The sequence below is a fragment of the Plantactinospora sp. WMMB782 genome (genome assembly GCF_049179135.1).
Taxonomy (GTDB): domain Bacteria; phylum Actinomycetota; class Actinomycetes; order Mycobacteriales; family Micromonosporaceae; genus Plantactinospora.
Genome location: NZ_JBMHMC010000007.1, coordinates 4,706,187 through 4,732,691, shown reverse-complemented (window position 1 = coordinate 4,732,691; position 26,505 = coordinate 4,706,187). Strand labels below are relative to the sequence as shown.

The 26,505-nt window shown below is 72.0% G+C and carries 20 protein-coding genes; 10 read left to right on the top strand and 10 right to left on the bottom strand.

The annotated features are described in order from the left end of the window. Positions 1-61: 61 nt before the first annotated feature. On the bottom strand, positions 62-2,362 hold the full coding sequence (locus tag ACN28A_RS23465; protein WP_421398070.1) for a putative bifunctional diguanylate cyclase/phosphodiesterase: 2,301 nt from the start codon (positions 2,360-2,362) through the stop codon (positions 62-64). Positions 2,363-2,364: 2 nt separating this feature from the next. Then, on the bottom strand, positions 2,365-3,183 hold the full coding sequence (locus ACN28A_RS23460) for an SAM-dependent methyltransferase (RefSeq protein WP_421398067.1): 819 nt from the start codon (positions 3,181-3,183) through the stop codon (positions 2,365-2,367). A gap of 240 nt (positions 3,184-3,423) precedes the next feature. On the opposite strand from ACN28A_RS23460, the gene ACN28A_RS23455 reads away from it, so the two are divergent. The 3 genes from ACN28A_RS23455 to ACN28A_RS23445 all read left to right on the top strand — a co-directional run bounded on the left by ACN28A_RS23455 (position 3,424) and on the right by ACN28A_RS23445 (position 7,047). Then, on the top strand, positions 3,424-4,215 hold the full coding sequence (locus ACN28A_RS23455; protein WP_421398065.1) for a DUF998 domain-containing protein: 792 nt from the start codon (positions 3,424-3,426) through the stop codon (positions 4,213-4,215). A 382-nt stretch (positions 4,216-4,597) separates the two neighbouring features. After that, the gene (locus tag ACN28A_RS23450) at positions 4,598-5,926 is read left to right on the top strand and encodes a dicarboxylate/amino acid:cation symporter (protein ID WP_421398062.1); all 1,329 of its coding nucleotides are present in this window, start codon (positions 4,598-4,600) and stop codon (positions 5,924-5,926) included. A gap of 53 nt (positions 5,927-5,979) precedes the next feature. Then, positions 5,980-7,047: an NADH:flavin oxidoreductase/NADH oxidase gene (locus tag ACN28A_RS23445; RefSeq protein WP_421398059.1), complete on the top strand. Its 1,068-nt coding sequence runs from the start codon at positions 5,980-5,982 to the stop codon at positions 7,045-7,047. A 13-nt stretch (positions 7,048-7,060) separates the two neighbouring features. On the opposite strand, the gene ACN28A_RS23440 is transcribed toward ACN28A_RS23445, so the two are convergent. The 5 genes from ACN28A_RS23440 to ACN28A_RS23420 form a co-directional block, all read right to left on the bottom strand. Then, entirely contained in the window at positions 7,061-7,900 is an 840-nt protein-coding gene (locus ACN28A_RS23440; RefSeq protein ID WP_278060310.1) for a DUF4081 domain-containing GNAT family N-acetyltransferase, read from the bottom strand. An 82-nt stretch (positions 7,901-7,982) separates the two neighbouring features. Further along, positions 7,983-9,011 (bottom strand): LacI family DNA-binding transcriptional regulator, encoded by a 1,029-nt coding sequence (locus ACN28A_RS23435; RefSeq protein ID WP_421398057.1) that lies wholly within the window; start codon positions 9,009-9,011, stop codon positions 7,983-7,985. 119 nt (positions 9,012-9,130) lie between these two features. Then, a complete protein-coding gene (locus ACN28A_RS23430; protein WP_421398055.1) occupies positions 9,131-9,970 on the bottom strand; it encodes a carbohydrate ABC transporter permease in 840 nt (279 codons plus the stop codon). Then, positions 9,970-10,902, bottom strand: a complete 933-nt coding sequence (locus tag ACN28A_RS23425) for a carbohydrate ABC transporter permease (RefSeq protein ID WP_421398052.1) — start codon at positions 10,900-10,902, stop codon at positions 9,970-9,972. Before ACN28A_RS23425 ends, ACN28A_RS23430 begins: the two co-directional genes overlap by 1 nt. A gap of 15 nt (positions 10,903-10,917) precedes the next feature. Next, a complete protein-coding gene (locus ACN28A_RS23420) occupies positions 10,918-12,219 on the bottom strand; it encodes an ABC transporter substrate-binding protein (RefSeq protein WP_421398051.1) in 1,302 nt (433 codons plus the stop codon). A gap of 182 nt (positions 12,220-12,401) precedes the next feature. Between ACN28A_RS23420 and ACN28A_RS23415 the strand changes: the two genes are divergently transcribed. From ACN28A_RS23415 to ACN28A_RS23385, 7 genes are all read left to right on the top strand, one after another. Then, complete coding sequence (locus ACN28A_RS23415; protein WP_421398049.1) at positions 12,402-14,468, top strand: beta-galactosidase; 2,067 nt, start codon at positions 12,402-12,404, stop codon at positions 14,466-14,468. Positions 14,469-14,670: 202 nt separating this feature from the next. Continuing rightward, the gene (locus tag ACN28A_RS23410; RefSeq protein ID WP_421398046.1) at positions 14,671-16,248 is read left to right on the top strand and encodes a glycoside hydrolase family 53 protein; all 1,578 of its coding nucleotides are present in this window, start codon (positions 14,671-14,673) and stop codon (positions 16,246-16,248) included. 34 nt (positions 16,249-16,282) lie between these two features. Next, positions 16,283-17,860 carry a glycoside hydrolase family 53 protein gene (locus tag ACN28A_RS23405; RefSeq protein WP_421398044.1) on the top strand — a complete coding sequence of 526 codons (1,578 nt, stop codon included), beginning with the start codon at positions 16,283-16,285 and terminating at the stop codon, positions 17,858-17,860. A 248-nt stretch (positions 17,861-18,108) separates the two neighbouring features. Further along, on the top strand, positions 18,109-18,711 hold the full coding sequence (locus tag ACN28A_RS23400) for a DUF4956 domain-containing protein (RefSeq protein WP_421398042.1): 603 nt from the start codon (positions 18,109-18,111) through the stop codon (positions 18,709-18,711). Next, entirely contained in the window at positions 18,708-19,574 is an 867-nt protein-coding gene (locus tag ACN28A_RS23395; RefSeq protein ID WP_421398040.1) for a polyphosphate polymerase domain-containing protein, read from the top strand. The genes ACN28A_RS23400 and ACN28A_RS23395 overlap by 4 nt, the downstream gene beginning before the upstream one ends. Positions 19,575-19,579: 5 nt before the next feature. Then, positions 19,580-21,658 carry a CotH kinase family protein gene (locus ACN28A_RS23390; RefSeq protein WP_421398038.1) on the top strand — a complete coding sequence of 693 codons (2,079 nt, stop codon included), beginning with the start codon at positions 19,580-19,582 and terminating at the stop codon, positions 21,656-21,658. 172 nt (positions 21,659-21,830) lie between these two features. Continuing rightward, positions 21,831-22,412 carry a PadR family transcriptional regulator gene (locus tag ACN28A_RS23385; RefSeq protein WP_421398036.1) on the top strand — a complete coding sequence of 194 codons (582 nt, stop codon included), beginning with the start codon at positions 21,831-21,833 and terminating at the stop codon, positions 22,410-22,412. Positions 22,413-22,816: 404 nt separating this feature from the next. Here ACN28A_RS23385 and ispG read toward each other — a convergent pair whose 3' ends face one another. The 3 genes from ispG to dxr are packed head-to-tail and all read right to left on the bottom strand — an operon-like array spanning position 22,817 to position 26,447. Continuing rightward, the gene (ispG, locus tag ACN28A_RS23380; protein ID WP_278060299.1) at positions 22,817-23,989 is read right to left on the bottom strand and encodes a flavodoxin-dependent (E)-4-hydroxy-3-methylbut-2-enyl-diphosphate synthase; all 1,173 of its coding nucleotides are present in this window, start codon (positions 23,987-23,989) and stop codon (positions 22,817-22,819) included. Between the two features lie 5 nt (positions 23,990-23,994). Then, entirely contained in the window at positions 23,995-25,236 is a 1,242-nt protein-coding gene (locus ACN28A_RS23375; protein WP_421398033.1) for a M50 family metallopeptidase, read from the bottom strand. After that, the gene (gene dxr / locus ACN28A_RS23370; RefSeq protein ID WP_421398031.1) at positions 25,236-26,447 is read right to left on the bottom strand and encodes a 1-deoxy-D-xylulose-5-phosphate reductoisomerase; all 1,212 of its coding nucleotides are present in this window, start codon (positions 26,445-26,447) and stop codon (positions 25,236-25,238) included. Before dxr ends, ACN28A_RS23375 begins: the two co-directional genes overlap by 1 nt. Positions 26,448-26,505: the final 58 nt, after the last annotated feature.

Genomic DNA, 26,505 nt, shown 5'->3' with positions numbered 1-26,505 from the left:
CGCTCGGGTCGATCTCGGCGCGGACGGCTGCCACCCGGCGTCAGGCCGTGCGGCGCGGACGTCAGGCGGTGCGGTCCCCGGCGGGAAGGCCGTCCCGGCGCCGCTCGGCCCGGGCGGTGAGCCACTTGGCGATCTGGCCCTCCGCCGACGGTGCGGCGAAGTAGCGGCCCTGGGCGGCGTCGCAGCCCAACGCCCGGAGTTGGTCGGCCTGGCCGAGCGTCTCCACCGCCTCGGCGGTGACCGTCAGCCCGAGGGCGTGGGCCAACCGCACCAGCGCGTCCACGATCCGCCCGTCCACCAGGCCCTGCCGGTCGCTGGACCGGATTCCCTCGACGAACGGGCCGGCGAGCTTGAGGTTGTGGATCGGCAGCCGGCGCAGGTACGCCAGGTTGGAGTACCCGGTGCCGAAGTCGTCGATCGCCAGCCGTACCCCGAGGGCGGCCAGCCGGCGCAGCGCGGGCAGCGGCTCGCCCGCGGTGGCCATCACCGCGCTCTCGGTAAGTTCGAGTTGCAGCAGGTCGGCCGGGAGACCGGTCTGCCGCAGCACCTCCGAGACCGTGCCGACGACGGCCTGGTCGCGGGCCTGCCGGGCGGCCAGGTTCACGCTCACCACCAGTCGGGCCTCGGGGAACTCCCGGTACCAGCGGCTGGCCGCCTCGCAGGCCCGGGTCAGCACCCAGCGGCCGAGTTCGACGATCAGCCCGGTCTCCTCGGCCAGCCCGATGAACTCGTCCGGGCCGAGCAGGCCCAGCTCGGGATGCTGCCACCGGACCAGCGCCTCCACCGCGCAGATCGTCTCGTCCGCCAGGGTCACGATCGGCTGGTACTCGATGGTGAACTCGTCCCGCTGGAGTCCCGCCGACATGCCGGCGACCAGGGCGGACCGGTTCTGTTCCCGGGCCCGCCGGGCCGGGTCGTAGCTCACCCACCTGTTCCGGCCCTCGGCCTTGGCCCAGTAGAGGGTCACGTCGGCGGCCCGCATCAGTTCGGCGACCGAGGTGGTGCCGAGCGGCCCGGAGACGACGCCGATGCTCGCCGACACCGAGAGCCGGTGCTTGCCGATCTGCACCGGCTCGGCGACGGCCGCCAGCGCGAGGTCGGCCACCGCCTTGACCGCCCGGCAGCCGGCGTCGTGGTCGAGCAGGATCACGAACTCGTCGCCGCCCATCCGGGCCACCAGGTGCCCCTGCCCGGCAACGCAGTCGGCCAGCCGCCGGGCCACCGTGACCAGCAGGTTGTCCCCGAGGTCGTGGCCGAGGCTGTCGTTGACCGCCTTGAAGCCGTCGAGGTCGAGGAAGCAGATCCCGACCCGGTCGTCCGGCCCGCCGGCCGCGAAGACCTCACCGAGCCGCTCGAAGAAGAGGGTACGGTTCGGCAGCCCGGTCAGCGGGTCGTGTGACGCCTGGTAACGCAGCCGCTGCTGCAACCGGTGCCGTTCGGTGATGTCCTCCACAATCGCCACGGTGAACCGGGGCCGCCCGTCGTCGTGCCGGATCAGCGAGACGGCGAGATCCGTCCAGACCGCGCTGCCGTCCTTGCGGTAGTAGCGCTTCTCCACCCGTACGGCGTCCCGCTTGCCCTCGATCAGTTCCTGGTACAGCTCCCACATCCCGGCCGCGTCGTCCGGATGGAACAGTGCGGCCACGTTGATCTGCCGCAGTTCGGCGACCGAGTAGCCGAGCAGCTCGGCGAAGGCCCGGTTCACGTCGATGACCTGGCCGTCGATGCCGGCGATGCCGATCCCGATCGCCGCGTCGACGAAGACCGCCCGGAAGCGCGCCTCGCTGTCCCGCAGGGCCCGCTCGACCTCGTCGCGGGCCTCCCATGCGGCCCGGGCGATCCGCTCCTGCTGGTGCAGGGTGCGTTCGCGCAGCGCACCGGCGAATCCGGCCGACAGGGCACCCTGGAGAGCGGCGATCCGGGTCGCCGCCGCCGGCTCGGGCAGGGTGGGCAGCACGAGGGGGCGGAACTGCTCGCCGAGGGCGCGTACCGACCAGTCCAGCATGCCCGGCTCGGCCAGGTGGGCTTCGACCAGGGACCGGCCGGCGTCGTACCCGGGCTGCGCGCTGAACGGCTCGGCGAGCACCGCACGGGCCAGCCGTACGGTCTTGGCCAGCAGCAGCCGCTCGGTCTCGGCGGTACTCGTCGGCACGAAGCCGCGGTGCGACACCTCGCGGGCCCAGCGTCGCGCGTACCGCTGCGCCCCGGACCGGTCGAACCCGGATCCGGGCTGCCCGGAGCCCTCGGCGTGCCCGGAGTCGGCGGGCTGCGCGGGTTCCGGGTCGACGGGGTGCACGGTCTCCGGGACGGCGGTGGCGACCGGCGACTCGTCCCCAGCGGCTCCGGTGACGGGGGTCGACACCGCTAGCCCGCGCCCCGGTCGTGCCGGCCCACGCCGCCGAACGCGCCGAGCCGCTCCGGGTGCTCCCCCGGGTCGGCGGGGTCGTCGGGCCGCCACAGCGGCATGGCCACCAGACCCGGCTCGACCAGCGTGAAGTCGCCGAAGAAGGCGGCGATCTCGACCCGGGAGCGGAGCGTGATCTCGGTCGCGGTCCGGGCGGAGAGGCGTTGCGCGTCGAGCATCTCCGGCGGCTGGTCCTCGTGGGTGGAGTGGGAGAGCAGCAGATAGCTGCCGGGCACGGTGGCGGCGCGCAGGGTGGCCAGGATCGAGTACGGGTCGTCGCTGTCCGGGACGAAGTGCACCACCCCGGCCAGCAGTACGGCGACCGGCCGGTCCAGGTCGAGCAGGTTCAGCTTTCCGACCTCGGCCAGGATCCGCTCCGGCTCCCGCAGGTCCGCGTGGACCACCCCGGTGTACCCGTTGCCGGCCAGGATCGATCGGCTGTGCGCCACCGCCACCGGGTCGATGTCGACGTAGACGATCCGGGCCTGCGGGTTGACGGCCTGGGCGACCTCGTGCACGTTGCCGACGGTGGGGATGCCGGAGCCGATGTCGAGGAACTGGTCGATTCCCTCGCCGACCAGCATCCGTACGCCCCGGCGCAGGAACGCCCGACCGGCCCGCATCGTCTCGGCCAGGTTCGGTGTCGTCCCGGCGATCTGCTCGGCGAGCTGCCGGTCGACCTCGAAGTTGTGCGCGCCGCCCAGGAAGTAGTCGTAGACCCGGGCGGCGCTGGGTCGGGTCAGGTCGATGTCCGCGGGTAGCCCGTCCGGGAGTCGCATGTCCGCCTCAGCTCGTCGCTCCGGCCCGTGCAGGGGCTGTGGTCGGCCACGACCGGCACCGGCAGGCAGCGCCGACCGTCCCGGCGGGATCGTGGTGATCGACCCACACTTTAGGGCCTGCCCAACGGATCTTCTACCGGCTGCCGGGCGGCGGGATAGGTTTGGCCACATGGTGCAGGCACACGTCCTCCGGGAGACCGACGTCGATGGCCCGGTCGTCGGAGGGGCCGGCGCCCAGCGGTGACGGCGGTCGATCGGCCGGCCGTCGCGTTCGCCGCCGCGGCCTGCACGCTTGCCGGCACGGTCGCGGTGGCCGTCGCGGTCTTCGCCGGTCCGGCCCCGGACCTCGCCGGGTACGTCAGCGAGGCCGGCGCCTCGGGCAGCGGCACGGTGTGGCCGTACCGGATCGGCCTGCTGGCCGTCGCCGCCGGACAGGTACTGCTCGGTGCGGCCCTGCCCCGCTGGCTGCGGCTGGCCTCCGGGCTGCTGCTGGCGAGCGCGGTCGCGACGGCGCTCTCGGCCGGGGTGAGTTGCCGGGACCGGTGCCCGTTGCCGCCCTTCGACCGGGTGACCCTGGCCGACCTGGTGCACGGCGGTGCCAGTATCGCGGCGGTGGCCGGCACGGTCTTCGCGATACTGGCCGTCGCCGGAGTGCCGCGCAATCTGTTCCCGGCCCCCCGGGGCGTCACCGGCACGGGGCCGGGCCCGGTCGGCGGGTCGCCGTCCCTGGCCGACGAGGTCGGCGCGGGCGGGCCGGTCCCGGCGCTGCGCCGGCTCTCGGTCGTCGCCGCCGCGGTCGCGCTGCCGCTGTCGGCGGTCGCCGGTCTGGCCCTGCTGCTGGTCGGCCGGGGCGTCCTGACGGGCGCGGTCGAGCGGCTGCTCCTGCTGGACCTGGCCGCCTGGGGGGTGGCCACCGGGCTCGTCCTCGGACTCGCCCGGGAGCCCGTCGCGGCCCGGGACCCCGCCGCGCCGTCCGGCACTGCCGGGGCGGGCCCCCGAAGAGGTACCCCCAATGACAGCCGGCCCGGATGACAGCCGGACTGCCGGACAGCCGACCCTGCCGGACAGCCGTCCCAGGTGAGCTGTAAGGCGTCTCACCAAGATCTGTCCTTTCGTTGCCGGCTCCGGCGTCGTATCGTCAGCGGACGATGACCAACGTCTGGTTCCTGACCGTGCGCCTGTATGTCGACCTCCGACTACAGGCCAGCGGTTGCTGTCGCGGCTGACGCGTACCCGCAGATCGAAGAACGCCTCCGGCGCAGCTCACCGATCGCGTCCGGCGTAGATCACGGATCAACAGATCACAGATCACAGATCCACAGATCCACAGATCAGATCACCGACCGCAGCCCGCCGATCCGGCGCCCTCGGCGGCCACCGCCGCGCCCGCCGGATCCAGACGTCTGGACTTCCGATGATTACCGCACTCCGCAGAATTCCGTTCTCCGTACAGATCCTCGCCGGTCTGGTCCTCGGTGTCGCACTGGGCTATCTGGCTCGGGCCGCCGACATCTCCTGGCTCGGCACCACCCTCGACCAGATCGGTGGCATCTTCGTCCAGCTGCTCCGGCTCGCCGTGCCGCCGCTGGTCTTCACCGCCCTGGTGGTCAGCGTCGTCAGCCTGCGCGGGGTGGCCAACGCCGCCCGGCTGGCGTTGAAGACCCTGCTCTGGTTCGGCATCACCGCGCTGATCGCGGTGAGCGTCGGCATCGGGCTGGGTCTGCTGACCAACCCGGGCCGGGGCGTCACGCTGGACGTCACCGGCGCCGAGGCGCCGGAGCGGACCGGCTCGTGGACCGACTTCCTCACCGGGATCATCCCGGAGAACCCGGTCGGCGCGTTCGTCGAGAACAACGTCCTCCAGATCGTCTTCCTGGCCGTGGTCGCCGGCATCGCCGCGCTGCTGGTCGGCCAGGCCGCCGAGCCGTTCGTCAACTTCAACCGGGCGCTGCTGGCGATCACCCAGAAGGCGCTCTGGTGGCTGATCCGGCTCGCCCCGCTCGGCACCCTCGGGCTGATCGGCCACGCCGTCGAGGCGTACGGGTGGGACCTGCTGGCGCCGCTGGCCAAGTTCACCACCGCGGTCTACGTCGGTTGCGCGATCGTGCTGCTGGTGGTCTACCCGCTGGTGCTGCTCGTCGCCGGCAGGCTGAACCCGCTGCGCTTCTACGCCGGCACCTGGCCGGCGATCGAACTCGCCTTCGTCTCCCGCTCGTCGGTGGGCACCATGCCGGTGACCCAGCGCTCGGTGGAGCGGATCGGCGTGCCGCGCGAGTACGCCTCGTTCGCGGTGCCGTTCGGCGCGACCACCAAGATGGACGGCTGCGCCGCGATCTATCCCGCGCTGGCGGCGATCTTCGTCGCCCAGGTCTTCGGGGTGACCCTGAGCCCGCTCGACTACCTGCTGATCGCCTTCGTCTCGGTGGTCGGCTCGGCCGCCACCGCCGGACTGACCGGCGCGCTGGTGATGCTCACGCTGACCCTGAGCACGCTGGGCCTGCCGCTGGCCGGGGCGGGCCTGCTGCTCGCCATCGACCCGATCCTGGACATGATCCGCACCGCCACGAACGTCGCCGGGCAGGCCCTGGTGCCGACCGTGGTCGCCGCCCGGGAGGGCGTACTGGACCGGGCCGCGTACGACTCGGCCGGCCGGCGGGAGCTGCTGGACGAGGAGCCACCGACCGAGGAGCCGCCGACCGAGCGGCCGACCCGGGACCGGGACCCCGCTCCACAACCGGCCTGACGCAGGACCCGGCCCGGAAACCACCCGTGGGTGGCGCGGAGGAAGAGGCGAGGATGAGTGTGCTGTTCAGTCCGTTGACGCTGCGCGGCCTGACGCTGCCGAACCGGATCGTGATGTCGCCGATGTGCCAGTACTCGGCCGGGCCGGACGGCTTGCCGACCGACTGGCACCGGGTGCACCTCGGTGCCCGGGCGGTCGGCGGGGTCGGGTTGGTGATCAGTGAGGCGACCGCGGTCGTGCCGGAGGGCCGGATCAGTCCCCGGGACACCGGGCTCTGGTCGGACGCGCACGTCGACGCCTGGCGGCCGGTCACCGGGTTCGTCGCCGCCGCCGGGGCGGTACCGGCGGTGCAGCTCGCGCACGCCGGCCGCAAGGCGTCGACCTACTGGCCGTGGTCGCCGACGAAGGGCGGGGTGCCGGACGCCGAGGGTGGCTGGCCGCCGGTCGGGCCGGGAACCGAGCCGTTCGCACCGTCCTACCGGACCCCGGCGGCACTGGACCGGGCCGGACTCGACCGGGTCGTCGAGGCGTTCGGGCAGGCCGCCGGCCGGGCGCTGGATGCCGGGTTCCGGGCCGTCGAGGTGCACGCGGCACACGGCTACCTGCTGCACGAGTTCCTCTCCCCGCTGGTCAACGAGCGCACCGACGACTACGGCGGTGACCTGGCCGGGCGCAGCCGGCTCGCCGTCGAGGTGACCCGGGCGGTCCGCTCGGCGGTCGGCGACGCCGTGCCCGTGCTGGTCCGGATCTCGGCCACCGACTGGGTGCCGGGCGGCTGGACGCCGGCCGACAGCGTGCTGCTGGCCGGGTTGCTCGCCGAGGCCGGCGCCGACCTGGTGGACTGCTCCTCCGGCGGGGGCGTGCCGGCGGCCGATATCCCGCTCGGTCCGGGCTACCAGGTGCCGCTTTCGGCGCGGGTACGCCGGGAGAGCAAGGTGCCGACCGGCGCGGTGGGGCTGATCACCGCGCCCGAGCACGCCGAGGCGATCGTGGCGGGCGGGGACGCCGACCTGGTGCTGCTGGGCCGGGAACTGCTGCGCGACCCGTACTGGCCGCGCCGTGCGGCGCAGCGGCTGGGCGCCGCCGTGCACACCCCGGAGCAGTACCTGCGGGCCTGGTGACCACCTACACTGCTCAGAACAGCACGGTCGCGAAGGTGCCGACGGAGCGGAAGCCGCAGCGTTCGTAGACCCGGCGGGCCGGGACGTTGTAGTCGTTGACGTAGAGGCTGACCGTCGGGGCGACCCGGGCCAGCGCGTCCCGGACCACCGCCGCCATCGCGGCGACGCCGATCCCCCGCCCCCGCCAGGCGGGATCGACCCATACGCCCTGGATCTGCGCGGTGCGCCGGGTGACGACCGCCAGCTCGGCCTTGAAGACCACCTGGCCGTCGACGATCCGGGCGTACGCCCGGCGGGCCCGGACCAGCTCGGCCACCCGCTGCCGGTACGCCCGTCCGCCGTCCTCGGCCAGCGGCGACACGCCGACCTCCTCGGTGTACATCGCCACCGCCGCCGGGAACAGCGCGTCGATCTCGCCGGTGCGCACCGGGTGCACCTCCGGGTCCGGCGCCACCTGCGGCACCGAGCCGGTCATCAGCAGCGGCTGGTTCGGGCGTACGTCCCGGGCCGGTCCCCACCGCCCGGAGAGCCGCTCCCAGAGCCCGAGCACCCCGTCGGCCCGCCCGACGATCGACGAGCAGGTGCGTTCCTCGGCACCGAGCGCCTCGGCGAAGGCGGCGATCGCCGGCCGTCCGGCGCAGACCGGGGTGACCTGCCCCCCCAGCCAGCAGACGGATTCGAGGTTGTCCCGGGTGCCGTAGCCGAGCACCCGACCGTCGGCCCGCCACCAGGACAGCCCGTTCGCGGCGACCCGCTCGGCCACCTGGGCGGCGGCGAAGGGGTCGAGGTCGAGGATCCGCTCCACCGCGCCGCGCTCGGCCTCTCCGAGCTGGCGTACCGGCACCATCAGCACGCCTTCCAGCGTGCCAGATCATCGAGCGCGGAACGGGGCGGATCACCGTGCCGGCCCCGGGCAGGTCCGGACATCCCGGTCGTTACGCGGACTCCCGGACCACCAGCTCGGTGGGGAGGATGACCGCGGCGTGCGAGTCGCCGGCCAGGTGTCCCAGGAGCAGCCGGACCATCTCGGCGCTGATCCGGGCCCACGGCTGCCGGATCGTGGTCAGCCGGGGTACCGAGGTGGTGGCGACCTTGGAGTCGTCGAAGCCGCCGACGGCGACGTCGTCGGGTACCCGTCTGCCGGCCCGGTGCAGCGCGGCGATCGCGCCGGTGGCCATCAGGTCGGAACTGACGAAGACGGCGTCCAGTTCGGGCGCCTGGCGCAGCAGCCGCTCCATCGCCGCCTCGCCGCCGTCCGAGGTGTAGTCGCCGGCCACCACCAGCCGGGGGTCGGTCTCGCCGAGCACGTCGTGGTAGCCGGCGAGCCGGTCGACGCCACCCGAGGTGTCCAGCGGGCCGGTGATGGTGCCGATGGTCCGGTGTCCCCGGGAGCGCAGGTAGCTGACCATCTGCCGGGCCCCGCCCCGGTCGTCGGCGGCGACGTAGCTGACCTCGCGGTCCCAGCCCAGCGGGCGGCCGACGGCGACGAAGGGCAGCCCCCGGGCGTCCAGCTCGTCCAGCAGCGGGCTGCCGGCGTGGGTAGAGATCACCAGCGCCCCGTCCACGTGCCCGGCGGTGACGTACCGGCCGACCCGCTTGCGGTCCTCGGAGGTCCCGGCGATGGTCAGCAGCAGGGTGATGTCGTGCTCGGCCAGCTCCTGCGTGCAGCCCCGGAGCAGGATGTTGAAGTTCGGGTCCTCGAAGAGCCGGTCCTGCGGCTCGGAGAGGATGAAGGCGACCGAGTCCGAGCGCTGGGTGACCAGGCTCCGGGCGTGCTGGTTGAGCACGTACCCGGTCTTGCGGATCGCCCGGCGGACCGCCTCCAGCGCGGGACCGCTGACGTTGTGCCCGCCGTTGAGCACCCGGGAGACGGTGCCCCGGGAGACGCCGGCCACCGCCGCCACGTCGTCCATGGTCGGGCGGGGCCTCGTCCGGCGGGTACGGCTGCGGTCAGGCGCGGTCACCCTGTCATTGTCCCTGCGTCCGCACCCGGCGGCGGCACCGGAGCTTGTGACACGGCTCGCCCCCGCCCCGCCACCCGCTGGCACGCCGCCCCGTCCGCCGCCACGCCCCGGCACGCCCGTCACGCCTTGGTCACGCCGGAGAGCAGGTCGATCCGCCAGTAGCGTTGCAGCGACAGGAAGAGCGCCACCAGCGGGATGATCGACACCAGCGACCCGGCGATCACCAGCCGGTAGAGCGCCGGTTGGGTGTTGCCCTGGTTGAGCAGCGTGTAGAGGCCGAGCGTCACCGGGAAGCGCTCGTCGTTCGCGAGCATGATGAACGGCAGCAGGAAGTTGTTCCAGATCGCCACGAACTGCAACAGGAAGACGGTGACCAGGCCGGGCACCATCATCGGCAGCGCCACCCGGCGGAAGATGCGGAACTCGCCCGCCCCGTCGACCCGGGCCGCCTCGACGACCGGGTCCGGCACCGCCGCCGCCGCGTAGATCCGGGCCAGGTAGATGCCGTACGGGCTGACGATGCTGGGCAGCAGCACCGACCAGTACGTGTCGGTCATCCCCACCTTCGCCAGCAGCAGGTACTGCGGCACCGCCAGGGTGATCTGCGGCACCAGCACCCCGGCCAGCAGTACGTTGAACACCACCGCCCGGCCCGGGAACCGGAACTTGGCCAGGGTGTAGCCGCTCAGCCCGGAGACGGCCGCGGAGAGCGCCGCACCGACCCCGGCGTAGAGCAGGGTGTTCAGCATCCACCGCCAGAACAGCCCGTCCCGGTACGTCGACAGGTCGGCGAGGTTGCCCGGCAGCGCGTCGCCGGGGGCGAAGGTGGAGCTGGTGAAGAGGCTGGCCGCGTCCTTGCTGGCGGCGACCAGCACCCAGGCCACCGGCAGCAGGCAGTAGAGCGCCCCGACCAGCAGCACCACGGTCGGCACCAGCCGGCCTGCCGCTCGTCCGGCCATCACTGTTGCTCCGGTCCGAAGGCCCGCCGCTGCACCAGGCGCAGGAAGCCGAGCGAGAGCACCAGGGTGAGCGCGGCTAGCAGCACCGAGGTGGCCGCGGCGGCGTACCTGTCGTCGGTGGCGAAGGCGTCCCGGTAGACCTTCATCAGCGGGGTCCAGGTGGACGGGATCGAGTTGGTCATCGGGGCCAGCGTCATCGGCTCGCTGAACACCTGCAACGTGGCGATCATCGTGAACAGGGTGGTCATCACCAGGGCCGGCGCCAACAGCGGGATCTTGATCCGGAGGGCGATCTGGATCTCGTCACAGCCGTCCAGCCGGGCCGACTCGTACAGCTCCGGCGGGATCGCCCGGAGCGCGGTGTAGAGCACGATCATGTTGAACCCGACGCCGCCCCAGAGCGCGATGTTGACCACCGAGTAGAAGACCGCGTCGGTGCCGAGCAGGTCCGGCTCGGGCAGTCCGAACCGGGCCAGCAGGTCGTTGAGCGGACTCGTCGCCGGCAGGTAGAGGAAGCCCCAGAGCAGGCTCGCGATCACCGCCGGCACGGCGTACGGCAGGAAGATCGCGGTACGGCTGAACCGGGCGAGCTGGGCCCGGGGCCGGTCCAGCAGCAGCGCGAAGAGCAGTGCCAGCCCCAGCATCGTCGGCAGCAGCAGCGCGCCGTAGCCGAGTACCCGCAGCACCCCGGACCAGAGTTCGGCGTCGGTGACCGCGGTGCGGTAGTTCTCCAGCCCGGCGAAGACCTCGGTCCGGGAGCCCCGGCCGAGCCCCAGCCCGGAGACCCGGACCTTGCGCAGGCTCAGGTATCCCGCGTACCCGATCGGGGCGAGGAAGAAGGCGAGGAACAGGATCGCCGCCGGGGCGAGGAAGACGTACGGGATGCCGGTACGCCCTCCCCGGCGGCGCACCCCGGGGGTGGCCGTTGGCATCGAAGCTCCGTTCGGTCAGCCGGCGATGGTGAAGCCGTTCTTGCGCATGTCGTCCACGGTTGCGGTCTGCATCGCGTCCACCGCCGCGCCGAACGGCGATCCGGCGGAGATCGCCCTGCCGAACGCGTCCTGGTAGGTCTCGTAGGTGACGTTGACGTTCGGCCCCCAGGTGACCCCGGCGGCGGTGTCGGCGATCTGCTTGGCCAGCGGATAGAAGTCGGCCTGGTTGGCGAAGAAGTCGGGCGGCGCGGCGAGCGCCGGGCCGGACTGGGCGTCCCGGGCGGCCGGATAGACCGCGCAGTCCCGGACCAGCATCGTGGTGGCGGCCGGGTCGGTGTTCAGCCAGGTGGCGAAGCGGACCGCCGCCGCCCTGTGCTTCGAGGCGGCGGTGACCCCGGTCGAGGAGCCGCCCCAGTTGCCGGTCCGGTTCTCACCGGCGGTCCACTGCGGCAGCGGTGCCATCGCCCACTTTCCCTTGGTGGCCGGCGCGTTGCCGACGAGTACGCCGGGGGCCCAGACCGCGCTCGGCCAGGCCAGCAGGGTGCCGTCGTTGAGCGCCTTGTTCCACTCCGGGGTGTACATCGGCCTGCCGTCGACCACGCCCTCGGCGACCAGCCCGCCCCAGTAGTCGGCGACCTTCTTCGTGCCGGCGTCGTTGACGGTGACCCGCCAGGACTCGCCGTCGATCGACCACCAGTTCCCGCCGGCCTGCTGGGCCAGCCCGGCGAACCAGCCCGGGTCGGTGGCCGAGAAGGTGGTCAGGTGGTGCTTCTTCGTCCTGCCGCGCAGCGTACGGGCGGCCTGCGCGAACTCCTCCCAGGTCTTCGGCACGGTCAGCCCGTACTGTCCGAAGAGGTCGGCGCGGTAGTAGAGCATCATCGGCGCGGCGTCCTGCGGGATCGCGTAGACCGCGTCGGTGCCGAGGGTCACCTGCTGCCAGTTCCCCTCGGCGAACTTCTCCTGAAGCGGCTTGGCCTGCTCGGCGATGTCGGCAAGCACGTCGTTGCTGACCAGGGTCGGCAGGGACTGGTATTCCACCTGGGCGAGGTCCGGCGGGTTGCCCGCCTTGGCGGCGGTGAGCAGCTTGGTGACGATGTCCCCGCCGCCGGCCTGCTTGCTCAGCATCACCCTGGTCTCCGGATTGTCGGCGTTCCACCTGTCGACCAGCTTCTCCATGTTCGGCGTCCAGGACCAGAAGGTCAGCTCGACCGGGCCGGACGGCTCGGTCGGGTCGTCGTTGGACGATGAGGTGCAGGCGGCGACCAGGCTGGCGCCGAGAGCCACCGCGAGGATCTTCGCGCCGAGCGTACGGGTCATCTCAACCTCTCAGTTTCGGTGGTGTCATCGGCTGGTGATCGACCGGAAACAACTGGGAGCGCTCACAGTCTTGAACCGGCGATCGATCATGTCAAGACACGGTTCAGTACGTGCTCGCCTTGTAGATCCGTGTGCAATCATGCGCACTACTGTTGGGAGCGCACACAGTACGGAGAGCCCGCATGAGTCAGACCCCGCAACTCGTGGCCGCCGCCGGGGACTCCGCCGGCCGGGCCGGGCCGCTGCCCCGACTGGCCCGGCTGGCCTACGGCGGCGACTACAACCCCGAGCAGTGGCCGGAATCCGTCTGGGTCGAGGACGTCGAGCTGATGCGGGTCGCCGGGGTGAACCTGGTGAGCGTCGGAATCTTCGCCTGGGCGCTGCTCGAACCCGCCGAGGGAGAGTTCGAGTTCGGCTGGTTCGACCGGCTGCTCGACCTGCTGCACGACGGCGGGATCGGCGTCGACCTGGCCACCCCGACCGCCGTACCGCCGGCCTGGTTCCGGCGCCGTCACCCGCAGGCCCGGCTCGTCGACCGGCACGGGGCGACCCTCGGCGGCGGGGCGCGGCAGTCGTTCTGTCCCAGCTCGCCCGCGTACGCCGAGGCGAGCGCGCGGATCACCGAGCAGCTCGCCCGCCGCTACGCCGGGCATCCGGCGCTGGTGCTCTGGCACTCGCACAACGAGTACGGCGGCGCCAACGCGCTCTGCTACTGCGCCACCTCGGCCGAGGCGTTCCGGGCCTGGCTGCGCGACCGGCACGGCGACGACCTGGACCGGCTCAACGCCTCATGGGGCACCACCTTCTGGGGCCAGCGCTACTCCGACTGGGCCGAGATCGAGCCGCCGTACGCCGCGCCGACCTCGGTCAACCCGACCCAGCAGCTCGACTTCCTGCGTTTCTCCTCCGACGCCCACCTGGCCAACTTCCGGCGGGAGCGGGACATCCTGCACCGGCTCTGTCCCGGCGTGCCGGTGACCACCAACTTCATGATCGCCAACTGCAAGACGATCGACTACTGGCGCTGGGCCGCCGAGGTGGACGTGGTCTCCAACGACCACTACCTGCGGGCCGAGGAGCCGGACAACCACATCGAGCTGTCCATGTGCGCCGACCTGACCCGGGCGGTGGCCGGCGGCCGACCCTGGCTGCTGATGGAGCACGCCACCTCGGCGGTGAACTGGCAGCCGCGCAACATCGCCAAGCGTCCCGGCGAGCTGCGCCGCAACAGCCTGGCCCACCTGGCCCGGGGTGCCGAGTCGGCGCTCTTCTTCCAGTGGCGGGCGTCCCGGTTCGGTGCCGAGAAGTTCCACAGCGCGATGCTGCCGCACGGCGGCACCGACACCCGGATCTGGCGCGAGGTGGTGGCGCTCGGCGCCGACCTGCCCAGCCTGGAACCGCTGCGCGGCACCCGGGTGGTCGCCGACGCGGCGGTGCTCTGGGACTGGGAGTCCTGGTGGGCGCTGGAGCTGGACTGGCGGCCCTCGGTGGACCTGGACTACCGGGAGCGGATGGCCGCCTACTACGAGCGGCTCTGGCGGGACCGGCTCACTGTCGACTTCGCGCACCCGGAGCGGGCGCTCGACGGCTACCGGCTGGTGGTGGTGCCGAGCCTGTACCTGACCACCCCGGCCGCGGCGGAGAACCTGCGCCGGTACGTGGCGGGCGGCGGCACGCTGCTGGTCTCGTACTTCTCCGGCATCGCTGACGCCGACGACGCCGTCCACCCCGGCGGGCACCCGGGGGCGCTGCGCGAGCTGCTCGGGTTGGGCGTGCAGGAGTTCCTGCCGCTGCGGTCCGGCGAGACCGTCCGGCTCGGCGCCGACGGCGACGACCCGGCCGGGGAGCTGGTCGGGGACGTCTGGGCCGAGGTGGTCGTGCCGGACGGCGCCACACCGGTGCTGAGCTATCTGGACGGTCCGGCCGCCGGCGGGCCGGCGGTGACCCGGCACGCCTTCGGGTCCGGGCACGCCTGGTACGTCTCCACCCGGCTCGACGCCGCCAACCTGGCCCCGGTGCTCCGGGCGGCGTACCGGGACGCCGGACTGGTCCCGCCGGACGGGGCGCCCGCGGGGGTGGAACTCGTCCGCCGGGCCGGAGCCGACGGCAGCCGGTTCCTGGTCGCGATCAACCACACCGACCGGGAGGTGGAACTGCCCGGCACCACCGGCACCGACCTGCTGGACGGCTCCTTCCACCGGGGCGCCTGCCGGGTGCCGGCCGGCGGCGTACGCGTGCTGCGCGGCTGACCAGGCGCTCGCACCGTTACCTCTTGACATCGATCCACCGTGATGGTTCCGTGAGCGCTCACAACGCACTTCGTCGATATCCTTCGGAAGATCGTCGGTACTGCCAGTTCAGGACGAGAGAGAACGGGCTGTGAGCGCTCCCAGCCAGTTGCCGGGACAAGCACGCGTCGCCCCGGTGTCCGTCGAGGAGGAACGTGCACTGATGCCGAAGAGCAAACTCGCCCTCGGGGCCCTCGCGCTCGTCGCCGCCGTGGTCGTACCCGATCCAGGTCGAGCGGCGGCGGCCGAACCCGGCAGTCCGGCGGCGGTACTGAATCCGGGGTTCGAGGCGGTTGCCCCCGACGGGTCCCCGACCGGCTGGTCCGCGCGTGGCCAGCGCTCCGCCAGCTTCGTCGAGCCGGGCGGCCGAAGCGGGGCGAACCGGCTCACCCACCGCTCCGACCGGCCCTACCGGGTCGAGACCTACCAGCGGCTCACCGGGTTACGCCGGGGCGACCACACGCTGCGGGTCTCGGTACGCGCCAGCGGCGGCCAGCGCGACGGGTACGTCGCGCTGACCGGCTGCGGCGGCCCGGGCCGGCGGGTTGACCTGCCCCGCACCGGTCCCGAGTGGTGGGTGGAGGTGGCCGTCACCACCCGGGTCAGCACCGGCCGGTGCACCGTGGCGCTGGTCTCCGACGGCGACGCCGGGGACTGGGCGCACTTCGACGACCTCACCGTCGCGCCGGCCAGCCGGCCGGCCGGTGCCCCCGCGCTGCGGATCGCCGGAGCCGACGTCTCGCACCTGACCAAGAACGAGCACCACGGCGCGGTCTACGCCGATCGCGCCGGGCGGCCCGGGGACGCGCTGCGGATCCTCGCCCACAACGGGGTCAACCACGCCCGACTGAAGGTCTGGGTGGACCCGGCCGACGGGTTCAGCGACAAGGCGGACGTACTGACCAAGGCCCGCCGGGCCAGGGCGCTCGGCATGGGGCTGCTCGTCGACTTCCACTACTCGGACACCTGGGCCGACCCGGGCAAGCAGTTCAAGCCGGCCGCCTGGGCCGACCTGCCCTTCGACCAGCTACGCGAGGCGGTCTACGCGCACACCCACGACGTGGTGGAAAGCCTGCGCCGGCAGGGCACCCCGGCCGACATTGTGCAGGTCGGCAACGAGATCAACGGCGGGATGCTCTGGCCGGACGGGCGCTGGGACAACTGGGACGGGCTGGCCGCGCTGCTCACCGCCGCCAGTACCGCGGTCACCGACGCCGCACCGGGCACGACTGTCGCACTGCACCTGGCCGAGGGCGGAAACAACGGTGGCCACCGCTGGTGGTTCGACAACGCGGTCAGCCGGGGCGTGCCGTTCGACCTGATCGCCGTCTCGCACTACACGTACTGGCACGGCCCGCTCGGCGCGCTCCAGGCCAACCTCCGCGACCTGACCGCCCGGTACGGCAGGCCGGTGCTTGTGGTGGAGACCGGGTACGGCTTCACCCTTGCCGAGCACGACCACCAGGCGAACATCTTCGACGCCGCTCTGCAACAGGCCGGCGGTTATCCGGCCACCCCGACCGGGCAGGCCGAGGCGATCCGCGACATGGTGAACACCGTCGCCGCCGTGCCGGGTGCGCTCGGTCTCTTCTACTGGGAGCCGACCTGGACGGCTGTCGACGGGGCCGGCTGGGATCCGGCCGACCCGTCCTCCGGGGACGGCTGGGAGAACCAGGCGCTCTTCGACTACTCCGGTCGGGCGCTGCCCGGACTGCGGGTGCTCGGCGGCGCCGCCCGATGAGGACCACCTGATCCCCTCGACGGAAGGAATCCCGATGAGCGGTCCGTCCCATCCGCTCCGTACGGCCGCCGCCGTACTGCTCGCCGCCGGTCTGGTCGCCGGTCCCGCACCGGGTCCGGTGCGCGCCGCCGCCACCATCGGCAACCCGGGCTTCGAGTCCTCCGGGGCCAGCCAGAGCCCGCCGGGCTGGTCCGAGTCGTCCGGCTCCGGCCAGCAGAGTGCCAGCTTCACCGAGGCCGGTGGGCGCTCCGGCAACTACCGGCTGTCGCACTGGGCCTCCGGCGCCTACCGGGTCGAGACGTACCAGCAGCTCACCGGGCTGGCCTCCGGGTCGTACACGCTGCGGGCCTGGATCCGCTCCGGCGGCGGCCAGGTCGCCGCGTACCTGGCGCTGCGCGACTGTGGCGGCGCCGAGCAGCGGGCGAACATCCCGACCACCTCCAACTGGACCCAGATCTCGGTGACCGCCCAGGTCAGCGGCGGGCGGTGCACGGCGGCGGTGGTCTCGGACGCCCGCGCCGGCAACTGGATCAACGTGGACGACGTGGAGTTCACCGGGGGCGGCACCGGCAATCCGGGCGGCAACATCTCGATCCGCGGCGCCGACGTCTCCACCCTGCTCAAGAGTCAGGACCGCGGCGGGGTCTACCGGGACGCCGCCGGCAACCAGCGCGATCCGCTGCAACTGCTGCGCGCGGGCGGCGTCGACTACGCCCGGCTGAAGGTCTGGGTCAACCCCGCCGACGGCTACAACAACAAGGCCCGGGTGCTGACCATGGCCAGCCGGGTCAAGGCGCAGGGGATGCGGCTGCTGATCGACTTCCACTACTCGGACAGCTGGGCCGACCCGGGCAAGCAGAACAAGCCCGCCGCCTGGAGCGGCTACAACTTCAACCAGCTCCGGGACGCGGTCTACAACCACACGTACGACGTGCTGAACGCCCTCAGGGCGCAGGGTACGACGGCCGACATGGTGCAGGTCGGCAACGAGATCAACGACGGCATGCTCTGGCCGGACGGGCGGAGCGACAACTGGGCCAACCTGGCCGCCCTGCTCACCGCCGGCAGCAACGCGGTGAAGGCGGTGAACGGCTCCACCCAGGTGCTGCTGCACCTCGCCGAGGGCGGCAACAACTCGCAGCACAGGTGGTGGTTCGACCAGGCCACCTCGCGGGGTGTGCCGTTCGACGTGATCGGGGTGTCGCACTACCTGTACTGGCACGGCTCGCTGGGCAGCCTGCAGGCCAACCTCAACGACCTCGCCGCCCGGTACGGCAGGCCGGTGCTGGTCGCCGAGACCGCGTACGGCTTCACCCTGAACGCCGACGACGGCGAGCCGAACATCTTCAACTCCTCGCTGCAACAGGCCGGCGGCTATCCGGCCACCCCGCAGGGCCAGGCCGACGCGTTGCGGGCGGTCTTCGACGTCGTCCGTTCGGTGCCGAACGGCCGGGGCCTGGGAGTCTTCTACTGGGAGCCGACCTGGACGGCGGTGCCCGGCAACGGCTGGGACCCGACCAACCCGTCCTCGGGCAACGGTTGGGAGAACCAGGCGCTCTTCGACTACGGCGACCGGGCGCTTCCGGGGCTGTCGGTCTTCGGCTCGGTCTGATCCCGGGGCCGACCGGTCCGGCCGGACCGGCGTAACCCGATCGCGGCGGCCCCCGCCCGGACCCACCCGGGCGGGGGCCGCCGTCCCGGTTGGCGGGAGGTGACCCTTAGGATAGACAAGGGTGAATAAAACCTGTTACAAGGTGTTAGCGAAGGTCACGGGTCAGTATCGAAGCCCTTCAATGTAATCTGGTAGCCGGCGTCCGTTTACCTACCGGCCACCGGATGATATCCAGGAGGACAGGACCCATGCCCCAACTCGCCCTCTTTGCGGCGGACATCGTCGCAGTGATCCTGCTCGTGTTCGGGCTCTACTTCCCCCGCCACCGGCGCCGAGACCTGGTCGCCGCGTACCTCGGTGTCAACATCGGGGTGATGGCGGTGGCGAGTTCGCTCGGCACCAGCAGCGCCGGCACCGGCCTGGGCCTCGGACTGGCGCTCTTCGGGGTGCTCTCCATCATCCGGCTCCGCTCCACCGAGCTCGACCAGCACGAGGTGGCGTACTACTTCTCCGCGCTGGCCCTCGGCATCCTCTCCGCCCTCGGCGGCGGGCCGGCCTGGCAGGTCCCGACCATGATGGCCCTGATCCTGATCGTGATGTTCGTCGGCGACCACCCCCGGCTGTTCCGCAGCTACCGGCGGCAGAGCATGTTCCTCGACTCGGCCATCACCGACCACGTCGCGCTGGTCGCCTACCTCGAACAGAAGCTCGGCGCCCGGGTGCACTCGGCCAGCGTCCAGCGCCTCGACCTGGTCAACGACACCACCCTGGTCGACGTGCGGTACTCCTACCCGGCGGTCCAGCGGGCGGTCCGCAACGTCGAGGTGGCCACCAGCGGGGTGTCGCGATGACCACCGCCGCCGGCTGCGCCCCACCGGCGCACCTGAAGTCGATCGGACTCGCCGAACTCACCGAACGCGCCGCGTTGCAGACCCGGGTGGACCGCAAGTACGTCCTTCCGATCGACGAGGCGCGGTCGGTCATCGGCCAGGTCGGCTCGGACACCATGGTCCTGGAGATCGCCGGGCAGCGCTGCTTCGGCTACCGCTCGGTCTACTTCGACACCCCGGAACTGACCAGCTACCTGCTCACCGCCCAGCGGCGTCGCCGTCGGTTCAAGGTACGCACCCGGACCTACCTCGACTCGGCGGAGTGCTGGCTGGAGGTGAAGACCCAGGGCCCCCGGGGCAACACCGTCAAGGACCGGCTGCCGTACCGGCCGGACCACGAGACGAGCCTCTCCCCCGGGCGGCAGTTCGTCGACGACGTACTGGCCAGGGAGTCGATCGAGGTCGGTGACCGGGTCTTCGCCCCCGTCCTGGTCACCCGCTACCGGCGCAGCACGCTCTTCCTCGCCGCCACGGTGAGCCGGGTGACAATCGACACCGACCTGACCTGGGAGGGCGACTCCGGTCCGCTCCGGCTCCCCGAGCTGGCGGTGATCGAGACCAAGACCGGTTCCACCGCGTCCTGCGTGGACCGCCTGCTCTGGGCGCGCGGCCACCGGCCGGTACGGATCTCCAAGTACGCCACCGGACTGGCCGCACTCCGACCGGAGCTGCCGTCCGCACCCTGGCGCCGAACCCTGCGCCGGCACTTCACCCTTCTCGGGGCCCCCACCGACGGCCAGGCTGCCCGGTCCGAAGTCGAACGGGTCGACTTCAGCCTGGTGGCGAGCACGGTCCGTCCCCCGAGCAGCACCGGAACGGAGTAGCGAAAATGCGCAGATTCGGCTATCTGCTGGCGGGCGTCCTGGTCGCCGCCGCACTGGGCCCGGCGGCCGGACCCGCCCAGGCCCGCGAGGACCGACCGGTCCAGACCGCCCAGGACACGTCGGCGCGCAGCGGCGGCGGGGCGGCCGCCCCGCCAGCGACCGACGCGGCGGTCGCGGCCCAGGCCGACCCGACCGGCGACATCACCTTCTCGGTGCCGAGCGGCACCTTCCAGGGCCAGGTCTCGGTCGCGCTGGGCAGCACGGTGGCCGGGGCGGAGGTACGGTACACCACGAACGGCCAACCGCCGGCCGCCAGCTCGCCGGTCTACTCCGGCACGCCGCTGACCTTCACCCGCAGCACCCAGGTGCGGGCCCAGGCATACCTGAACGGTGCCCCGACCGGCGAACCCGGCACCGCCATGTACGTCGCCCGCGCCGTCAACACCGCCCACGACCTGCCGGTACTGCTCCTCGACGCGTACGGGGCCGGCGCACCGGGGCGGGAGTACGTCGACACCGCCGTCATGCAGTTCTCGCCGGTGAACGGAACGACGTCGCTCTCCGCCGCGCCGAGCCTGGTCAGCCGGGGCGGCTTCCACCTGCGCGGACAGTCAAGTGCGACGTTCCCGAAGACGCCGTACCGGCTGGAGTTGCGGGACAACGCCGACGACGACGTCGACCTGCCGCTGCTCGGCATGCCGGCGGACTCGGACTGGGTGCTGCGCGGGCCGTACACCGACAAGGCGCTGATCCGGGACGCCTTCGTGCACGGTCTCGGCCAGGACATGGGCCTGTACGCCTCCCGCTACGCCTTCGCCGAGGTGTACGTGAACACCGACGCGAACCCGGTGGCCGCGAACGACTACCTCGGGGTCTATCTGATCATCGAGACCATCAAGAACTCGAAGAACCGGCTCGACCTGAAGCAGCTCGACGAGGAGGACGTCACGCTGCCGAAGATCACCGGAGGTTACATCTTCAAGTTCGAGTGGCTGGCGGCCGAGGAGCCGATCCTGCCCTGCCAGGGCGCCGACGCCACCTGCTGGCACTACCTCGAGGTGGTCGACCCGGACCCGCTGCAACCCGCCCAGCGGGAGTGGCTCCGACAACACCTCCAGCAGTTCCACGACGTGTTGCGAAGTCCCAACTTCGCCGATCCGGCGACCGGCTATCCCTCCTTCATCGACGTCGACTCCTGGGTGGACATGCTCATCGTCAACGAGCTGACCCGGGGCATGGACGCGTACCTGCGCAGCGCGTACTTCTACAAGGACCGGGACAGCAAGATCGTCGCCGGCCCGCTCTGGGACTTCGACCTGACCTTCGGGGTGGGTGGCTACTTCCAGAACGACCAGATCGCCGGCTGGCAGTACCTGCAGACCCGTAGCCCGAGCGCGAACGACTGGTTTCAGCGGCTGATCCAGGATCCGGGGTTCGTCGACCGGGTGAAGGCGCGCTGGCAGGAACTGCGTCGGGGGCTGTTCTCCAACGCTCAACTCCAGGCCCGGATCGACCGGCTGACCGCCCCGCTGACCGCGGCCGCACAGCGCAACTTCCAGCGCTGGCCGAACCTGAGCACCCGGATGCTCGGCCCGTTCATCACCCCGACCTCGCCGACCTGGCAGGGACAGGTGCAGTACATGCGGGACTGGATGTTCCAGCGGGCGAACTGGCTGGACACCACCGGCGGTTGGGGCACCGGCGGGCCGACCAGCCCGCCGACCACCCCGCCGGCCACCACCAGGCCGCCGACCCCGCCGGCCACCACCCCACCGGCCTCCGGCCGCACGTGTACGGCGGCCTACAGCATCGTCAGCCAGTGGACCGGCGGCTTCCAGGCCAGTGTCCGGGTCACCGCCGGTTCGTCAGCGATCAGCGGCTGGCGGGTCAACTGGACGTTCGCCAACGGCCAGACGGTCAACCAGTCCTGGGATGCCACGGTCACCAGCAGTGGTGCGGCGGTGACCGCGACGAATGCCGCGCACAACGGGGCGTTGGGAGCCGGTGCCAGCGCCACGTTCGGGCTCCTCGGCACCTGGAACGGCACCAACAGCCTGCCCACCGCTGCCTGCACGGCGTCCTGACCGCCGCAGGAACCGGGTAAGCGAAACGCCCTCTGCCGGCGTCGACCCCACTGGGGCCGGCGCCGGCAGTGTGATTTGGGTCACCCATCTCTCTTCGCTGGATCGATGTGTTGTCGCCGATAGTCTGCCGATATATCGTCGAGGTATCAACGACAGTCTTGAGGAGGCTCAGATGGGTTGGCATCGAGGGTTCCACGCGATGCACGAGACACGGATGCGAGGTTTCGGCTTTCCGCCGGGCGGCCCCGGTTGGGGCGGCGGACATGGTCGCGGCCGGGGACGCGGCGGCGGCCGCGGCCGGCGGCCGAACGTCCGGGCCGCCGTACTGGCCCTGTTGACCGAGCGGCCGATGCACGGCTACGAGATGATCCAGGAGTTGGACTCGCGCACCGGGGGTGCCTGGCGACCGAGTCCGGGGTCGATCTATCCGACCCTGCAACTGCTGGAGGATGAGGGCCTGATCGCCGGCACCTCCGACTCGGGCGGCGGACGGCGCCGCTTCGGGCTCACCGAGGCCGGGCAGGCGGAAGCGGCCCAGGCCGCCGCGCAGCCGCCGTGGGCGGAGTTCGCCCAGGACACCATCAACAGCTGGCACGACATCCGGGAGGCCGGCTTCCAGGCGATGAACGCGCTGCGTCAGGTCATGATGACCGGCACCGACGACCAGCGCGAGCGGGCCGCTCAGGTGCTCGACGAGACCCGCCGCAAGCTCTACGCGATCCTCGCCGAGTCGGAGCCGGAGTCGGCGGAATAGCTCCCCTGCCGAAGCCGGGCGGCGGGACGAGGTCGGGCCTGGCGGCGGTGCCGCGGTGTGTCGGTGCGCCGCCCGGCCAGGATGGTCGACCGGACGCAGGATGGTCGACCGGCGCATGATGGTCGGCCGGCGCATGATGGTCGGCCGGCGCATGATGGTCGGCCGGCGCATGATGGTCGGCCGGGAGACTGTAGAGCTGCCCCGCCTGTGCTATCGGGCTCGGTGCGGTCGATAGACGGTGGACGGCGGAGGGCGCGGCGCCACCGCCAGGTCTGCCCGGCGGCAGCGCCAGGGTCAGCTGCTGCGGTCTGCAACCGCCCCCGGGGTCGGCTGCTGCGGCCGGCAGTATGCCCCGGGGTCGGCTACTGCGGTCTGCAGCACGGCCCCGGGGTCGGCTACTGCGGTCAGTGCACCGTCACGGTGGGCTTGACGACCAGGTCGCGCAGCTCTTCGGGCAGTTCGGCCCCCATCTCGTCGGCGAGCCGGACGGCCTCCTCGATCAGGGTCTCCACGATCTGCCCCTCGGGCACAGTCTTGATCACCTGGCCCTTGACGAAGATCTGCCCCTTGCCGTTGCCGGAGGCGACCCCGAGGTCGGCCTCGCGGGCCTCGCCCGGACCGTTCACCACGCAGCCCATCACCGCCACCCGCAGCGGCACCGGCAGTCCTTCCAGACCGGCGGTGACCTCCTCGGCCAGCTTGTAGACGTCGACCTGGGCCCGGCCGCAGGACGGGCACGAGACGATCTCCAGGCCGCGCTCGCGCAGCCCGAGCGACTCCAGGATGGCCGCGCCGACCTTGATCTCCTCGACCGGCGGCGCCGAGAGCGAGACCCGGATGGTGTCACCGATCCCCTCGGCGAGCAGCGCGCCGAAGGCCACCGCCGACTTGACGGTGCCCTGGAACGCCGGCCCCGCCTCGGTCACCCCGAGGTGCAGCGGATAGTCGCACGCCTCGGCGAGCTGCCGGTATGCCCGGATCATCACCACCGGGTCGTTGTGCTTGACCGAAATCTTGATGTCCCGGAAACCGTGCTCCTCGAAGAGCGAGCACTCCCACAGTGCCGACTCGACGAGCGCCTCGGCGGTGGCCTTGCCGTACTTGGCCAGCAGGCGCTTGTCCAGCGAGCCCGCGTTGACGCCGATCCGGATCGGCGTACCGGCAGCCGAGGCCGCCGCCGCGATCTCCTTGACCTTGTCGTCGAACTGCCGGATGTTGCCCGGGTTGACCCGGACCGCCGCGCAGCCGGCGTCGATCGCCGCGAAGACGTACTTCGGCTGGAAGTGGATGTCGGCGATCACCGGGATCTGCGACTTCTTGGCGATCGCCGGCAGCGCCTCCACGTCGTCCTGGGACGGCACCGCCACCCGGACGATCTGGCAACCGGAGGCGGTCAGCTCGGCGATCTGCTGGAGGGTGGTGTTGACGTCGGCGGTCAGCGTGGTGGTCATCGACTGCACCGACACCGGCGCTCCACCGCCGACCAGCACCGAACCGACCTTGATCTGTCGGCTGGCCCGCCGGGTCGCCAGTGGTGGCGGCGGTACGGCGGGCATGCCGAGGCTGACGGCGGTCACTGTCTTCACCTCTGGATCAGGGTTATCGGGTTGACCACGTCGGCGGTGATGGTGAGCAGCGTGAAAGCACCGCCGATCAGGATCAAAGCGTACGTTACGGGCATCAGCTTGAAATAGTCGACCCGCCCCGGGTCGGGCTTGCCGAGCCGGGCGAAGAGCCAGGACCGGGCCCGTTCGAACCAGGCGATGGCGATGTGCCCGCCGTCCATCGGCAGCAGCGGGAGCAGGTTGAACACGCCGATGAAGAAGTTCAGCGAGATGAAGAGGAGGACGAAGACCTCCCAGAGGCCGTGCTGGACGGCCTCGCCGCCGAGCCGGCTCGCCCCGACCACGCTGATCGGGGTGTCGATGTCGCGCTCCTCGCCGGTGATCGACGCCCACAGGGCCGGAATCTTCTGCGGAAGCCGTTGGATCGCCCTGGCGGTGTTCACCGCCATGTCGCCGGTGAAGTCGGCGGTGGCGCCGAAGGCGCCGATCGGGCTGTAGGTGATCGTCGGCGGGGTGCCGAGCCCGACGCCGAGCGCCGAGACCGGACCGACCGGGCCGTCCGCCTGGTCCTGCGGCGGACGCTGCACCTCGGCCAGGTCGACCCGGGTGGTCTGGGTCGCGCCGTCGCGCTGGAAGGTCACGTCCACCGGTCCCGGCCTGGTGGCCCGGATGGCGTCCAGCATCTGGCCCCAGTTGGCGATCGGGATGGTGCCGATCGCCGTGATCACGTCGCCGTCGCGCAGGTTGGCCTGGGCCGCCGGGCTGGCCGGGTCGCCGGGCTGGCAGGCCCGGGCCTCGTTCTGCTGGACCACGCAGGGCGCCAGCTCGATCCGGGCCGGCTCGTTGCGGATCTCGGCGGTGTTCGTCGGGTAGTCGGGATTCGGCAGTCCCATGAAGATCGCGGCGAACCAGAGGGTGACGATGGCGAGGATGAAGTGCGCCACCGAGCCGGCGGCCATCACCGCGGTCCGCTTCCAGAGCGGGTACCGCCACATCACCCGGGGCTCGTCCGCCGGGTCCACGTCGTCGTCCTGCGGCGTCATGCCGACGATCTTGCAGAAGCCGCCCAGCGGGATGGCCTTGAGACCGTACTCCGTCTCGCCGCGCCGGAAGGACCAGACGGTGGGGCCGAAGCCGACGAAGTAGCGGGTGACCTTCATCCCGAACCGCTTGGCCACGAGCATGTGCCCGGCCTCGTGCAGGCTCACCGAGATCAGGATCCCCAGGGCGAACGCCACCACCCCGAGCAGATACAGCATCAGGCTCCTTCCACCGCTTCCGCGATGATCTCCTGGGCGTGCGCCCGCGCCCAGGACTCGGCGGCGAGCACTTCCTCGACGTTACCCGGTTCGGCAAAATCCGGGGCCGCCTCCAACACCCGCTCGAGCGTGTCGACGATGCCGAGGAACGGCAGCCGGCCGGCGAGGAAGGCGGCGACACACTCCTCGTTCGCCGCGTTGTAGAGCGCCGGACGGCAACGGCCCGCCACCCCCGCCTGCTTGGCCAGGCGTACGGCCGGGAACGCCGACTCGTCGAGCGGGCCGAAGTCCCACTGCTGTCCGGCGGTCCAGTCGACCGCTCCGGCGGCGTCCGGCACCCGCTCCGGCCAGCCGAGGGCGAGCGCGATCGGCAGTCGCATGTCCGGCGGGCTGGCCTGGGCCAGGGTGGAGCCGTCGACGAACTCGACCATCGAGTGGATCACCGACTGGGGGTGCACCACCACGTCGATCCGGTCGTACGGCACGCCGAACAGCTCGTGGGTCTCGATCATCTCCAGCGCCTTGTTCACCAGGTTGGCGCAGTTGATCGTGATCACCGGCCCCATGTTCCAGGTCGGGTGCGCGAGGGCCTGCTCGGGCGTGACCCGGGTCAGCTCGTCGCGCCGCCGGCCCCGGAACGGGCCGCCGCTGGCGGTCAGGAGCAGCCGGCGCACCTCGGCCCGGCTGCCGCCGCGCAGGCACTGGGCCAGTGCCGAGTGCTCGGAGTCGACCGGCACGATCTGGTCCGGGCGCTGGATCGCGGCCCGCACCACCGGACCGCCCGCCACCAGCGACTCCTTGTTGGCCAACGCGAGCGTACGCCCGGCGCGCAGCGCGGCCAGGGTCGGCGCCAGCCCGAGCGAGCCGACGACGCCGTTGAGCACGATGTCGCCGGGCCACTCGGCCAACTCGGTCATCGCGTCCGGCCCGGCGATGATCTTCGGAAGCTTGAAGTCGCCGCTGGACCAGCCCCGCTTGCCCGCCTCGGCATAGAAGGCCAGTTGCAGGTCCTGCGCGGCGGAGGCTCTGGCCACCCCGACCGCCTCCACCCCGAGTTCGAGGGCCTGGGCGGCGAGCTGGGCCACGTTGCCGCCACCGGCACCGAGGGCGACCACCCGGAACCGGTCCGGGTTGCGCCGGACTATGTCGATCGCCTGGGTGCCGATCGAGCCGGTCGAGCCGAGCAGGACGATCTCGCGCGGGGAACTCACCCGGCCATTCTCCCTGACCGCCGCCGGACGTCCGTCGCAGCCTCTGCCCTCTGCCGCC